Source organism: Bdellovibrio sp. HCB337 (assembly GCF_047302465.1).
GTDB lineage: Bacteria > Bdellovibrionota > Bdellovibrionia > Bdellovibrionales > Bdellovibrionaceae > JACMRP01.
On sequence record NZ_CP178621.1, the window covers coordinates 2,997,168 to 3,010,398 of the forward strand.

The 13,231-nt window shown below is 45.8% G+C and carries 13 protein-coding genes; 9 read left to right on the top strand and 4 right to left on the bottom strand.

Annotation, left to right across the window (positions count from 1 at the left end; all coding sequences use genetic code 11):
- Positions 1 to 18 precede the first annotated feature (18 nt).
- Genes lnt through ACLWBB_RS14490 form a run of 3 tightly spaced genes read left to right on the top strand, consistent with a single transcriptional unit; the run spans position 19 to position 4,679 of the window.
- Complete coding sequence (gene lnt / locus ACLWBB_RS14480; protein ID WP_413288256.1) at positions 19 to 1,632, top strand: apolipoprotein N-acyltransferase; 1,614 nt, start codon at positions 19 to 21, stop codon at positions 1,630 to 1,632.
- On the top strand, positions 1,610 to 3,937 hold the full coding sequence (locus ACLWBB_RS14485; RefSeq protein WP_413288257.1) for an endonuclease MutS2: 2,328 nt from the start codon (positions 1,610 to 1,612) through the stop codon (positions 3,935 to 3,937). Before lnt ends, ACLWBB_RS14485 begins: the two co-directional genes overlap by 23 nt.
- Before the next feature lie 37 nt (positions 3,938 to 3,974).
- Positions 3,975 to 4,679, top strand: a complete 705-nt coding sequence (locus tag ACLWBB_RS14490) for an alpha/beta fold hydrolase (protein ID WP_413288258.1) — start codon at positions 3,975 to 3,977, stop codon at positions 4,677 to 4,679.
- A 47-nt stretch (positions 4,680 to 4,726) separates the two neighbouring features.
- Here the strand turns inward: ACLWBB_RS14490 and ACLWBB_RS14495 are convergent, their stop codons facing one another.
- Genes ACLWBB_RS14495 through ACLWBB_RS14505 form a run of 3 tightly spaced genes read right to left on the bottom strand, consistent with a single transcriptional unit; the run spans position 4,727 to position 6,754 of the window.
- On the bottom strand, positions 4,727 to 5,017 hold the full coding sequence (locus ACLWBB_RS14495; protein WP_413288259.1) for a hypothetical protein: 291 nt from the start codon (positions 5,015 to 5,017) through the stop codon (positions 4,727 to 4,729).
- 10 nt (positions 5,018 to 5,027) lie between these two features.
- Positions 5,028 to 5,336 (bottom strand): hypothetical protein, encoded by a 309-nt coding sequence (locus ACLWBB_RS14500; protein WP_413288260.1) that lies wholly within the window; start codon positions 5,334 to 5,336, stop codon positions 5,028 to 5,030.
- Positions 5,337 to 5,359: 23 nt separating this feature from the next.
- Positions 5,360 to 6,754: a hypothetical protein gene (locus tag ACLWBB_RS14505; RefSeq protein ID WP_413288261.1), complete on the bottom strand. Its 1,395-nt coding sequence runs from the start codon at positions 6,752 to 6,754 to the stop codon at positions 5,360 to 5,362.
- A gap of 367 nt (positions 6,755 to 7,121) precedes the next feature.
- On the opposite strand from ACLWBB_RS14505, the gene ACLWBB_RS14510 reads away from it, so the two are divergent.
- On the top strand, positions 7,122 to 7,853 hold the full coding sequence (locus ACLWBB_RS14510) for a hypothetical protein (protein ID WP_413288262.1): 732 nt from the start codon (positions 7,122 to 7,124) through the stop codon (positions 7,851 to 7,853).
- Here ACLWBB_RS14510 and ACLWBB_RS14515 read toward each other — a convergent pair.
- A complete protein-coding gene (locus ACLWBB_RS14515; RefSeq protein WP_413288263.1) occupies positions 7,850 to 8,722 on the bottom strand; it encodes a PBECR2 nuclease fold domain-containing protein in 873 nt (290 codons plus the stop codon). The genes ACLWBB_RS14510 and ACLWBB_RS14515 overlap by 4 nt on opposite strands.
- Before the next feature lie 161 nt (positions 8,723 to 8,883).
- Between ACLWBB_RS14515 and ACLWBB_RS14520 the strand changes: the two genes are divergently transcribed.
- From ACLWBB_RS14520 to ACLWBB_RS14540, 5 genes are all read left to right on the top strand, one after another.
- A complete protein-coding gene (locus tag ACLWBB_RS14520) occupies positions 8,884 to 9,201 on the top strand; it encodes a hypothetical protein (protein WP_413288264.1) in 318 nt (105 codons plus the stop codon).
- Between the two features lie 172 nt (positions 9,202 to 9,373).
- The gene (locus ACLWBB_RS14525) at positions 9,374 to 10,507 is read left to right on the top strand and encodes a hypothetical protein (RefSeq protein WP_413288265.1); all 1,134 of its coding nucleotides are present in this window, start codon (positions 9,374 to 9,376) and stop codon (positions 10,505 to 10,507) included.
- A gap of 146 nt (positions 10,508 to 10,653) precedes the next feature.
- A complete protein-coding gene (locus ACLWBB_RS14530; protein ID WP_413288266.1) occupies positions 10,654 to 10,932 on the top strand; it encodes a hypothetical protein in 279 nt (92 codons plus the stop codon).
- A gap of 65 nt (positions 10,933 to 10,997) precedes the next feature.
- The gene (locus tag ACLWBB_RS14535; protein ID WP_413288267.1) at positions 10,998 to 12,293 is read left to right on the top strand and encodes an Hsp20/alpha crystallin family protein; all 1,296 of its coding nucleotides are present in this window, start codon (positions 10,998 to 11,000) and stop codon (positions 12,291 to 12,293) included.
- Between the two features lie 152 nt (positions 12,294 to 12,445).
- Positions 12,446 to 13,228, top strand: a complete 783-nt coding sequence (locus tag ACLWBB_RS14540; protein ID WP_413288268.1) for an SDR family oxidoreductase — start codon at positions 12,446 to 12,448, stop codon at positions 13,226 to 13,228.
- Positions 13,229 to 13,231: the final 3 nt, after the last annotated feature.

The window sequence follows — 13,231 nt, forward strand, 5'->3', positions numbered from 1 at the left end:
CTTAGTGTTACAAAGACCATGATGGTAAAAATTCAGTTGTTTTTCAAGCAATATTCTCTGCGAAATTATTTATGGCCTTTCGTTTCCGGTCTGCTCATCGGAACGTCGTACATTCCGTTTCCTCCGTGGGCTTTGTTGTTTTGTTATGCTCCCCTCTGGATTTTTCTTTTTCACAAAGCGAAAACTTGGAAAGAAGGTTTCGCTGCTGGCTGGTGGACCCAATTCACTTTAAGTTTGATTGGCTTTCACTGGGTCTCTTACGTGACCAAACAGTTTGGTGGTTTCCCGTGGCCAGCCGCACTTGTCGTGCTTTTGCTGTTTGCAGCCTTTGTTCACTTGTACATCCCAATCACGGCAGCACTCGTTGTGTATCTCAAACAAAAATACTCTTGGAGTTTGAGTAAAACCTTGCTGGCCGCCGCGCTTTTCTTGAGCATTGCCGAACGCATTTGGCCTGCGATCTTTCCGTGGCACTTAGGGTACACTTTGTTGTGGGCGAAGATTCCCGCTTACAATTGGGCCGACGTCATTGGCTTTGAAGGGCTTTCGACAATTGTTCTTTTGCTGAATGCCTGGATCGCGTGGATTTGGGAGCATCGTCAGCAACGAGGGGCTTTGCAAAAACATGGCTTTTTGTTGGTAGCATTCGTTGTTGCCATCAACCTGTCTGGCTATTTCCATGGCCAATCCTGGAATGAGTTTGACCGCAAACTGACCGTTTCGATCATTCAAGCAAACATCGGTGACTTTGAAAAAGTCTATGCAGAACAGGGTCAGGGCAATTTTCAAGAATCCATCGTTCAAAAATTCCTAGCGCTTACACGCGAAGAGGTCGCAAAGACTTCCAACACTGAACTGATCGTGTGGCCGGAAACTGCGATTCCTGAATACATGGATTTCTTTAATGCCCATGGCAAGATTCCGCGACTTTTGGGTGCGGGCCTTCTGCCAATGGGAAAAACTCTGTTGTCAGGTTCGTACTCCAAGGATGCGCCCGGAGAAAAATCGCCGCGGCAAACTTACAATGCGCTTTTCTTGCTGGATTCTAACGCCTTTGCGATTGGCCAACCTTACCGCAAGACGAACTTGTTAGCGTTTGGTGAATATCTTCCGTTCAGCGAGCGCTTCCCGATTCTGTTAAAGCTTCTGCCATTCGTTTCAAATTTCGGCCGCGGTCACGGGCCTGAGGTTTTGAATTATCCTCACCCCGAAGGCGATCTAAAAATTGGCGGACAGATTTGTTATGAGGGGCTTTACCCAGAATTCACGCGTGGCCTTGCTGAAAAACAAGCCGACATCTTGGCGAACGTCACGAATGACTCTTGGTTCGGCCGCCCGTCAGAGCCCCGTCAGCACTTGTACATGACGCTTGCGCGCGCGATCGAGGTCCGCAGACCTTTGATTCGTTCGACCAATACCGGTATCAGCACGGTTGTTTTGGCAAACGGAGATGTTTTACAACAATCTCCGCTGCACAAAGAATGGCATGGCAGCTACGAAGTGCTTATGAAGAAATCTCCTCCCACGACGGATTTCGTTTTGTGGGGGCACTATGATTGGATTTTAATTTTAATTGCTTTGATTGCACTACTTGTAAAAGGTGTTAGGGATGCAAGACCTCATCGCGCTTGATTGGATAGAAATTTTAGAAAAGATCCGCGGCTATGCGACAAGCGAATCCGCAAAATCCAAAATCTTGGAGATTGCACCACTCGCAAATCCAGCGGAAGCCCAAAAAAGCTTTCAAGAGATCTTCGAAGCTGGAGCTGTTCTCAGCGAAGGCGTCCGTCCTTACATGCAAAGCTTGGATTTGTTTTCGACTTGGTATCCCCGTCTAAAAAAAGGCGCTGTCCTTAAAACACTCGAGATCAAAGACGTTCGCAGCTTCTGTTTGGAAGCTCTCGCTTTGCAAGAGGCCTTGAGCTCTATCGAGAACGACTGGGCCCTTAAAATCCGCGGGCAATTGATGGAGGCCGAAGAGCCTTTGTCTGCGATTGACCAGATCATGACTCCGGGTGGGGAAATTCGCTCGGACGCTAGTGAAAAGCTTTACAATCTTTTCCGTGAAAAAGAAAAACTTGGCCGTGAGGTACAAACAAGCCTTGATCGTTTGGTGAAAGATCACCAAATGGAAAACAATCTTCAAGACAAGTACGTCACTACTCGCGATGGTCGTTGGGTTTTGCCTGTTAAAGGCGGCATGCAAAGATACGTGCCTGGCGTTATTCACGGCTCTTCACAAACAAAGCAGACAGTTTTCATTGAACCTGAAAAAGTGATTCCACTGAATAACCGTCTTCGCCAAGTCGAAGTAGAGATTGAAGACGAGATCGAAAGACTTCTCGTCGAGCTTTCAAAATATCTGACTTCCCAAGCTGGCCCAATCCTGGAAAGCTTTGGCTTGCTAGAGGAAGCGGACGTCCGTTTAGCGCAAGCTCAATTTGCCGGCATGATCAAAGCTTCGACTTTAGATTTTACGGATGATGGCTTTGAATTAATCGAGGTTCGCCACCCACTTTTACAGCTTTCTGGAAAAACAGTGGTGTCGAATACAGTTTTACTAAACACTGATAAATCCATCTTGCTTCTGTCGGGCCCGAATGCCGGCGGTAAGACGGTGCTCTTGAAATCCATCGGTCTTGCGGCACAGATGGCCCGTTGTGGTCTTCCAGTGTGTGCAAGCGAAAGCTCGAAGCTGCCATTCTTTAAAGAAATCCTGATCGGTATTGGCGACGCTCAGAGCGTGGATGAAGAACTCAGTACCTTTGCGGCCCACTTGAAGATTCTGACTAAAGCGGCCCAAATGCAGGGACCTCAGAATTTAATTCTGATCGATGAGATCTGCGGATCCACCGACCCAGAAGAAGGTAGCGCTCTTGCTCGAAGCTTTATCGAAACCTTCTCAAAGAGAAATGTTTACGCTGTCATTACGTCGCACTTAGGACCTTTGAAAGCCGGATGGTCTGAGAAAGATCATGTCCTCAACGGAAGCCTTGAGTACGATCCAAAAACGGGCCGCCCAACTTATCAATTCCTAGCGGGGATCCCAGGGGATTCTTTGGCGATTCAAACTGCAAAGCGCGTGGGCGTCAGCAAAGAGATTGTCGATCGCGCTACGGAAGTGTTGTCACCAGAAACACGCGCGCGTTTGCATGGCCTAGAGCAAATCGAGCAACTGAAGATTGATATCGCAAATTTGCAAGATCACTTACGCAAAGAAACAGCGAAAGCGACGGCAACTAAAAATAAATACGAAAATCTTTTAGCTCAGTTGAACAAAGAAAAAGAAGCTCGCTTAGCGGGAACTCTTCGCAGAGCCGAGAAAAAAGTCGAAGAAGCGATCAGCTTGGCGAAAGCCGGTGACGTCTTCGACAAACACCGCAATCTTCAAGAGATCAAATACAAGCTGCCAGAAATCGTAAAAGCAAAACCAATCACTTTGGGTGCTGTCGAGTCTGCCGAAGACTTCGCAAAACGTTTCCCAACAGGATCGAAGGTTTTTGTGCCGTCGTTAAACCAAGACGGTATCGTCCAAAGCACGCCGAACTCTAAAGGCGAGGTCATGATTCTTTCAAACTCGATCCGCTTGCAGTTGCCATGGCAAGAGCTGCGCTCACCAGGAAAACCACAGAACCCAACAGCGCAACTCGTTCGTAAAAGCTCAAGTGTGACCGTTGCATTAAACGAAGACGAAACAGTTCTGGATCTTCGTGGCAAAACTGTCGAGTCAGCACTTGAAGATCTAGAGATCGCCTTAGATAAAGCTGCACAAGTTCGTGAAGATCGTCTAAAGATCATCCACGGCCACGGCACGGAAGCTTTGAAAAAAGCCGTGCGCACTTATTTATCTCGTAGCATCTACGTGAAAAAGTGGAAAGCCGGAGCCCCAGAAGCTGGCGGCGACGGTATTACTTGGGTTGAACTGAGTCTGGATTAGTCCCAACTGCGGTAGTTGGAGTCTTTGGGAGAGCCTAATGAAGGATCAATTTGCAATCGCAAGTGACGGTACTCAAATTCATTATTTGGATAACGAAGGTTCTGATTCTGCTATCCCCTTGATCATCATGCCGGGAATGCTGGGCATCGCTGAACATCATCAAACTGAAGTTGCTGGACTTGCTCCTCGCAGAGTGATCGCACTTTCTAATCGTGGACTTGGTAAAAGTGGCAAGGTTTCGCCAGGTATGTGCTCTTTTGAACAAAGAGCCTCTGATATTAATGCCGTTGTGAACGCCCTCGGCTTGAAAGAATATGTTCTCTACGGATTTTCTCGAGGTGTACCTTTGGTTGTCCAACACGCCCTTCAGAATCCCAAGGCAGTCAAAGCGCTGGTTTTGCACGACTGCGAACCCATTTACATTCGACCGTCAGAAAAATGGCGCGATCATTTTAGCGGTTTACAAAAGCCTCACTTCTCAAAAGAAACCATCGAGGCTTATTGGGCAGATGCTGCCAATGTTGACCTCACAGAAAACCTAGCAGCACTTCACCTACCAGTTCTCTTAATTCGCGGCGCTCTTGAAGGTTCGTTACTACCGCTTGAGAAAGCCCAAGCATTGCTTTCAAAATTGAACCAAGGCCAAATACAGGCTCTTGAAAACTCATCTCACGAGGTCTCTGCGGAAGATCGCACAAACTACTTAGACCTCATGAGAACCTTCTGCAACGGGCTCGAATAAAGTAAAATCCCCACCGCCGTAACGGCGGTAGAGTTTGTCCCGACAGTTTATTGCTGAATCAGTTTTCCAATCAAACCATGAAAGACCGAAATAAAAATCACTAGCCAATGTATCGCTATAGAAACTTTGTAAAAACGGCGAGAAAAATCAGTCTTAAAAATAATTGGAATTTCTTTCCAATTCGCATCAAATTCCTTCCTTACACTTGCGACAAAGATAAGCAGTATTGCGAATTCTAAATGGTTCGAATGCAAGTAAGGTTTTAGCAGAACCAGTGCCGGTATTAAAATATAAAACCAACTTGGTATGGCAATGTAGTTTTTTATACGCAATTTCATTTTAGTTCCTTTATTTTACAGCAAATAATTTATCTAGCGGCTCAATAAAAAGGCTAATTGATACAAGCACTGCAACCACTACCCAATGCATATAAGTCATTTTCTTTTTCAGACCTGGAGACATTTCTTCAGAAATGACTTGTCCTTTGGAATCCAACGCCTTCTGAATGACGGCTGTCAAAATTATGGAATAGACCACATCGATTCGGACAGTTCCAAAAAACATGTTCACAAGCCCGATTCCCAACACAACATGCATAGCCCAAGCAGGAATTACATAGGATACAGGTTTAGGTTTTTGTCTTTTAAAGATTTTCATAAAAACTCCTCACTAGTCTTTTTTTAGAGGCGACCATGCATGGGATCAGTCACTGGTGGATTTACCTTCGGTCCCCGCTTTGGATCCAACCTACCATGTGAAGGGTCAATAGCTGACGGATCATAATTTGGGCCACGCTGCTTTGGCTGATCCCTTTGAATTGTAGGCCCAATTGTTGGAGGACCATTTCGAGGTCCTCGTCTATTTTGGTCCTCTTTTGTGTCAGAATTTTGTGGTGTCGCTACATTTCGATCATTGTCAGTCTGAATATTATTATTGTCGTCCACTTGTTGTCTTGGGCTATCGGGTCCAAAATCAAACTTTGGATCTTTAGGATCTTTGCGTTCATCCTCCGGCGTTGCTCGCGGCTCAGGAGTTGGTTGAGGATCTGCCTTAGGATTTTTATCTAATTTCGGTTGTTCTTCATTTTTTGGAACCTCAGGCGCCTTCTTGGGCCCAGGCTCTCCGGTCCCACCACATGCCTTGGAAGTACTGCACTCATTCAGCCCTACACCTATACCGATAACTCCACCAACAGCGGGTGCTACAGCTTTAGCCACAGGATGTGGAATTAATGCTCCTATCTCTAACCCGGCTTTCCAACCTGCACCTCCAAATAGTCCGGCATGAAACGCACATTCTGCAGTGCAAGTGTTGTATTCCACTATCGTTCTATTCGAGAACAAACCTTTCGGAAGAGGCGCAATCTCTTTTCCAAAACTTCCGCCTTCTGAAGGATTTTTACCTCCAGGCAATTTTAAATTTTGAGGTGCTTCGTCTGTATTTCCGAGCTGTCCGGCGCGATACTTCAAATATGATCCCGGTCCGATCAATACTTGATGGAACAAGTCTTGTTTCTGATTCAAATCTGCGCTTTGAGGCTTCGCGGACATTTGAGAGTTAAAGTTACTATCGAGGCGAGTTTGAAAAGACTCAATCAATTGTGGCAAGCTATTTCTTGTACTAATAGCGCCGAAGCTTTCGCCTTTATAATCTAAAGGTAATTGGAATTTTTTATTGAGATCAACCGCAATAGAAGGCGCCAACTCATTCAGCATCGGATTCAACAAACTTCCAAAACGAGGAACACCTGCGGCGTAGGACATGTCTATCAAAGTGATTGTTGGTAATACCAAACCTTCCATCACCCCTACTTTTTGAACTCGATCACTCAAAATTTTCTTTAAGTTGTATTTTTTTAAGGAAGGATTCCAAGCAAGCAATGCTGCCGCTAAAAATGTAATAGATTGATCAAGGGATTCTTGAGATCTAATTTGAATTAATGTCTTTTCTAAATCCCGATTTGTTTTCTTACTTTCGCTAGCAAAAGCATATTCAGGAAGCGCTGACACTACTAACGAGATAACTATGGATCCGACTATTGCGGATTTTACGATTTTAAAAAATGGATGAGGCATTGTTTGCTCCTTTGCAATGCCACCCAGTAAAGCAATGCTAAGGCCACTCAAACTCCCTCCGAGATACCTCTATATTCCAATAGAAGCGAACCAATCCTAAAATTAGGAATGCATTCTTAGAATTGATAATAAAACCTGGCGCCACACCCACCGCCGCTACGGCGGCGACCTGCCCTTCTCGGGACACCCAAAAACGTCACTCTGTCAGAGGAAAGTGCCTCAGTGTAAGACGTCTCAGTTAGAGGCGCCGTTGCTGACGCTAAGTCCACGAAATAACAATTCTATCCCCCTGTTTCACTCTGAAACGTTGGCACTTTCGTTGCTCTTTTAGGGAGTATCAAACGAATTTTTACCCTAAGGGGGATATATGAATACTCAAACTACTCTGAAAGCAGCACTCCTTCTGACGATCCTCGCAATGCTGACTGCATGTGGCTCTTTCAAACAGAACGATCTGACTGAGTTTTCTAGCCGCGCGCCTGTCGATACTCCGACGGCAAAAACTGAACTTATCTACTGCAATGAAAAAACCCAAAGTGGCATTACCGCAAAAGTTGTGGCTTACACAGACGCTGCCAACCAAATTCGTTATGACTATATGAAAGTAAAGTTCACCAAAATGCCTTCAAGCTTTGGCAGCGGTGACTATATTCACTTCTATCGCTGGCAGGCCAATGCTGCTGGACAAACTTATATCGATAGAAACCCGGTTCAAGCTCGCTTTGAAACTTTGGATGGACAAATCCTGACTAACTTTGACTCTGTCATGCACTGGGGACAGGTCTCTGCGATCGCCGCTAAATGGGGCATTACAGACGTGAATAAGTTCTTTCAATACGTACGCTTGGTGATTGATATTCGCGACCCTCAAGCCGAATTCGACGCACTTAAAATCGCTATGTACAACACGAACAATGTGAACACGATCAATATGGATATGTTGATGCCAGCGTTCGCAGCACGCCCTGCAGACTACGCCAATGATCGTGGCGCTACTCGCGCAATGTCGCTACAGGCTCTGCACCCATTTGCCAGCATGATCAATGAGAACTGGACAGCCGCTCAGTTCAAATCCATGACAACAAACTTCTGCTTCTAGTGCGAGCTTTCCTGCACGACTTCTTCGGCCTGAAGATTTTCACCTTGGCGATAACGATCGACCAGGGTGGAATCATTTGTCGGGAACGAGAATAAAAGCGAATGCACGTTGCTGGTTGAGTCTTCCTGAGTCACCACAACGTAGGTTAATTCTGACACTTCGTGATCCGGGTACTCTTTAATGAAGGTCACAAGCACATTGCCATCAAGGTCGTTCTTTTTCCAAATCTCATCCGCGCTCTCGATAGTGTCTTCGCGAAGATCCTGGAAGTCTTTGAACTTCTCTTGGTCGATGTCCTTTTCACTGCGCACCTTCATCATGGCGATATAAAGCCCCATGGAAAGCGGATCCCCCTCACCAAGAGCGTCGCCATCGATAGCACCGGCTTGAACATACTCATACTTCTTGTCGTAAATAAGCTCGCCACGTTGGTAGTTCTGCAGCATGCGCAGGTCTTTGGTAGGGAAGTGAATAAACACAAAGCTTGGGTAAGTGTCGTCGCTAGTCACATAGGCAATGGCGATGTAATGAAAGATTTGGTTACCCACCTCGAAAGAGCGAATGAAGTGATGGATCACCAAGTCCTCAAAGGTTTGGCTATCCTGCCAAATTTCATCCGGCTCATCCAAAGTGCTTTCAAGGTAGCTCTCGAGTGCCACCTGCTCATCATCGGAAAGGTCTTCTTCGGAACGTACTGCTTGGTATTCGTCCTCAAGGGCATTGATGTTGTCTTCGAAGTAACCAAACAAATCTTCCTCATTCTCGAAAATCAACCCGTTGGTTTCATCGATAATGATGTACTCTTTCTCGTTGGTAGATTTCTTCTTGCCGCGTGATTTCGATTTTGTCTTCGCTTTTGCCTTCGCCATGGAGCCCTCACCTGCAGTTATTATTAATACTCTCGCCCCTCACAACAAGGTTTAAAATCCCCTCTATGACAAACACCGTCATGCTTAGTGCTTTTTGCCTTGCAAGAAAAAAAAATGCACTTCACCATTTGAAGTAACAGACCATCGCAAGGAGGCGGGTTTTGTCAATTATCGAAGAAAAAAGCTTGGAGCGCATGGAAGCACTTCTTTCTCACTCAGCTATGGGCGTACACGTACTCTTCGACAACAAGTCAATCGCTGAAGTTTTGAGACAAGTGAAGGACGACAAGGACTTTTACGACTTCAATAAAATGAAGAAAGTCCAAGATGTGATGACAGAGCTTATTGCTAAGCGCACTTATATCGAAAAAGTCGCTTATCTGAAGTCTCTGGATCAAGAGTCCTTCGAAATGGTGGTCAGAGCTTATTTCCACATCGTGGAAAATACAGTTCGCGCTAACCATGAGTTGGCTCACTAGTTCCGATCAGAGCTTTTACAGTTTCTAAAACATTTTGTAATCACTTGAGAAGTTGACAGAAATCGTCAAACTTTTAGAGTTCTATTTAGGAATGATTTCCACAACTTAGTGTGAAAACCTCGACCTTTGGCTAAACTGTGTTGGTACCCGCAAGCACCACCCGGAGGCCACCGTGAAACGCATCACACTTTCTCTGTTAACTATCATGACCGCAGCCTGCACCACTCAGTTTCAACCGAGTGAGAATGTCACAGCAGTTGCAACCTCTGAAGCGGTGATGAATGCCCCGGTGGATTTGAATCTACATCCACTTAATAAGACGGTGTGCGATCCATTCAACGACAACTCAACCCAGGTGATGAGCCAAGGGGTTATGGGAACGTTATTTTACAAAACGGCGGCGATGCCACGTATGTATAGTGCGATCGACTTCACGACTCTTACCCAGAAATCAGACAAGACACTCTTTTTTGCGGACATGAATGTTCCGACCCGTCCTTTTAGTGATGGGTTTTCTACCCAAACCACTGGAGTACTAGCTGACGACACTGGCTCAAAACTCATTGAATATTTCGGTATTAAATTCGAAACCACCTTACAATTGTCAGACGCCGATGAAGAGGGCGACTACGAGTTAGCCCTACTTTCAGATGACGGCACTCGTTTGAAAATCAAAGATCCAATGACAGATACATGGCGCGAAATCATCAATAATGATGGCGACCACTCTACTCGCATGGGCTGCGCAACTGAAACGATTCGCATGACTCGCAGAACGCAAATCCCGCTCGAAGTCATTTATTATCAAGGCCCTCGTTTGCACATCGCCAACGTGCTTATCTGGAGAAAAGCTTCTCAAGCAGGCAAAGACATTCAGTGTGGCACGGCCGGAAATAAATACTTCTTCGATCCAGACAATGGATCAACTCCACTGCAAGTTTATAACGAGATGCAATCTCGCGGTTGGAAGCCTGTGGCTCCAGCAAATTTCTGGTTAGACAACACTTACAATCCTTGCGCTCAAGGTACGAAACCTTTGATTTCAAACTTCCGCGTGACAGAAATTATAGCTACGGATGTATTCCTCGCGTGGACGACCGACATCCCGGCTTCATCACAAGTACGCTTGATCAATCAAGCAACCGGCGAAGAGATTCTGACAAGCTCAGACAATCTTCTCCGCACCACTCATAGCATTCATGTGAGTGGCTTGCAGCCAAACACCACTTACAAAGCTCAGGCTGCGAGCATTTCCCAGGACCTTGGTAATAGTTTAAGTCTTGAGGTCACATTCACTACAAAATAATGTGACCATTCATGCACACCCCGTGCGCAGGGCCCCAAAAGGGCCCTGTTCTTTTTTGTTTTTTTGCCGATAAGCCGGCTATGAACTTTGGCGGTTTCTTTTTATTTTTAAGTCTAATGGGAGTGGTGGCGCATGCGGAGTATCGCATGTTCACGTTGAAAATCACCAATACCAAAACCCAAGACTATCGCCTGGTCGACAGCACCTTAGATCCACTTCAGTACCCTTACTATTATCCCGTCCAACAAGACGAAATCGTGCAATACACTGATACGTGGCGCTGTTATGGACGCACCGGCGGTGGTCAACCACCATGCCCGAATCCAAAAGCCAATACAGCAGCGGCTGCCGCGCCTTCTGCACCCGCAGCGAATCCTAGCCAGAACCAAGGCCCAGCTCCTGCTGTGAATCCCGTGAATCCTTAGAGCCTCGAGCGAAAATTTGCTATTCTAAGACTGAGACGACTTTTCCAGGAAGGAGATGCGTTCACATGTCCGTAGAATCTTCAAAGGCTCGCCGTTCCCAACAAAGTGAAATCAGCGACCTTCAATCCGAATATGCAAAGAAAAAGAAAAAGTATGCTCACCAACAAGAAGAAGAGTTGGGCGAGATGAAGGAATTCTACAATCAACGCAAGGAAGAAACTCGTACTCAAGGCGAAGCAGCTATTAATCACATCCGTCGCAAACAAAACGAGACCGTGGAAGACGTTTCTGAAAACCGCCAGAAAATAGTAAAGCGCAGCGAGGCTCAGTTAGATGGTATCGACCAAGATTATCGCAAAAAAGTCGCCGAGACCCGCACTCGCCGTCAGGCCGAAGTGGAAGAAGCTCGCTTAAATTCCAAAGCGAAATTGGCCGAAATCCAAGATTCACAACAAAAGAAAGTGGAAAAAGTTCGCACAGAAGCCACTAGCGAACTTGCCGAAGTGAAGCAAAAGTTCAACAAAGAGCTTCATCAAACCGAGGACTTCACTAATAAGCGCCTGACTCAAGTCAAAGAAAACAACAAAATGACTTTGGATCACGAGCTTGAAAAAGGCCGTCAGGTCCAAGACAAACTTCGCACCAATTTAAAGTCTGACTACGACAAAACTGAAACCACCGGTAAGCAGGCTATTGCCGAGCGCCGCGATTTCAACGAGAAAAAATACACGCGCCAAGAAGGCGACTACGAAAAACGCTTTGGCAAACAGCAAGAGCAATGGGATTCGCGCGAAAAAGGTTTGAACGAACAATATCAAAACCGCATTACCCATAGCAAAAAGGCTTACGAGCAACAGCTCAAAGACCAACATAAACATTTTGACTCAACCTATACCAAAAACGACCAAGCCAATCGCGAGTCATTAAGAATTCAAAATACTAAATTCCTCAAAGAACAAGTTGAGATGAAGAAGAAGTTCTTCCAAGAATCTGAAAAATACGCGAACAAAGAAGAAGATCCGTTCTACAAATTGCAAGAACGCGGCAACCGTCTGCGCGAGAATCCAGATTTTTATATTATCGAAGCCTATGTTCCCGAGCACGAGAAGGACAATATCAAAGTCGTCATTAAAGATGATGTTGCTTCGGTCAGTGGTAAACGTGCCTTCAAAGACCAGATCGAAGAAGAAGGTCGCAAGCTTTCCACCAACAGCTATCAAACATTCCGCGAGGAATTCAATTTTGAAAAACCCGTCATCACCCAGGGTATGACTCGTGAACGCTCCGGCGATTACGTCTCTTTCTGGGTCCCAAAGCTCAACAGCTTTGACGGCGTTCGTAAAATCAACAAAAAGGCTTAAATAAACACCCCGATGCCAAAGGGCAACTTCCTTGAGAGCCACACTCAAAAGGTTAAAGCCTTCTTGAAAATTTATTGATTAGGCTGAACTTTACAAAAGCAGTGAAAAGCTGCTGAAATAAGACAATTAGGGATCTACTTGAGGAGCAGCCAATGACCGAGCCTTGGAGTCTTAAAGGAAAAAATGCACTTGTTTGTGGCGCCTCGCAAGGAATGGGCGAAGCCACTGCCCGCCTCTTAGCCGCGCGCGGAGCCAACGTTACACTGCTTGCCCGCAGTGAAGACAAGTTACAACAAATCATGGAAGAACTCCCTCGCGGTGATCACAAATACTTTGTCATCGATTTTGCTGATACCGAAAAACTACAACAAGAGATCGTTCCGCAAATTCAAAAAGAGAATATTCAAATTCTGATCAACAACGCCGTTGGCCCTAAAGGCGGACTTCTTTCTGAAACCAAAGTTCAAGATTTCGAAGCGCCGTTCCGAGTTCATCTTTATGCCTCGCACATTCTGACTCAAGCGGTGCTTCCTGCTATGAAGGCCGCAAGCTATGGACGCATTGTGAATATCATCTCAACCTCGGTGAAAATTCCGATTCCTAATTTAGGAGTTTCAAACACCATTCGTGGTGCAATGGCCAACTGGTCAAAAACAATGGCGGCAGAACTAGCTCCTTATCACATCACTGTGAACAATATTCTTCCAGGCAATATCCGCACAGGAAGATACACATCCCTTGCTGAAGCTGCAGCTCAACAGAAAAAAACGACTGTGCAAGAAATCGAAAATCAATGGAAAGAAGCAATCCCAATGAGACGCATCGGAGAGCCCTCTGAAATCGCCGAAACCATTGGCTTCTTAGTTAGTCCTGCAGCATCTTATATTACCGGCATTAATCTTCCCGTGGATGGTGGCAAAACACCGTCGCTTTAAACA

Bases quoted from the DNA above. Each gene is read 5' to 3' on its own strand.
- ACLWBB_RS14530 (WP_413288266.1), top strand. From the start codon at position 10,654: ATGTTCACGTTGAAAATCACCAATACCAAAACCCAAGACTATCGCCTG.
- ACLWBB_RS14490 (WP_413288258.1), top strand. From the start codon at position 3,975: ATGAAGGATCAATTTGCAATCGCAAGTGACGGTACTCAAATTCATTAT.
- ACLWBB_RS14540 (WP_413288268.1), top strand. From the start codon at position 12,446: ATGACCGAGCCTTGGAGTCTTAAAGGAAAAAATGCACTTGTTTGTGGC.
- ACLWBB_RS14535 (WP_413288267.1), top strand. From the start codon at position 10,998: ATGTCCGTAGAATCTTCAAAGGCTCGCCGTTCCCAACAAAGTGAAATC.
- ACLWBB_RS14515 (WP_413288263.1), bottom strand. From the start codon at position 8,722: ATGGCGAAGGCAAAAGCGAAGACAAAATCGAAATCACGCGGCAAGAAG.
- ACLWBB_RS14495 (WP_413288259.1), bottom strand. From the start codon at position 5,017: ATGAAATTGCGTATAAAAAACTACATTGCCATACCAAGTTGGTTTTAT.
- ACLWBB_RS14505 (WP_413288261.1), bottom strand. From the start codon at position 6,754: ATGCCTCATCCATTTTTTAAAATCGTAAAATCCGCAATAGTCGGATCC.
- ACLWBB_RS14510 (WP_413288262.1), top strand. From the start codon at position 7,122: ATGAATACTCAAACTACTCTGAAAGCAGCACTCCTTCTGACGATCCTC.
- ACLWBB_RS14485 (WP_413288257.1), top strand. From the start codon at position 1,610: ATGCAAGACCTCATCGCGCTTGATTGGATAGAAATTTTAGAAAAGATC.
- lnt (WP_413288256.1), top strand. From the start codon at position 19: ATGATGGTAAAAATTCAGTTGTTTTTCAAGCAATATTCTCTGCGAAAT.
- ACLWBB_RS14500 (WP_413288260.1), bottom strand. From the start codon at position 5,336: ATGAAAATCTTTAAAAGACAAAAACCTAAACCTGTATCCTATGTAATT.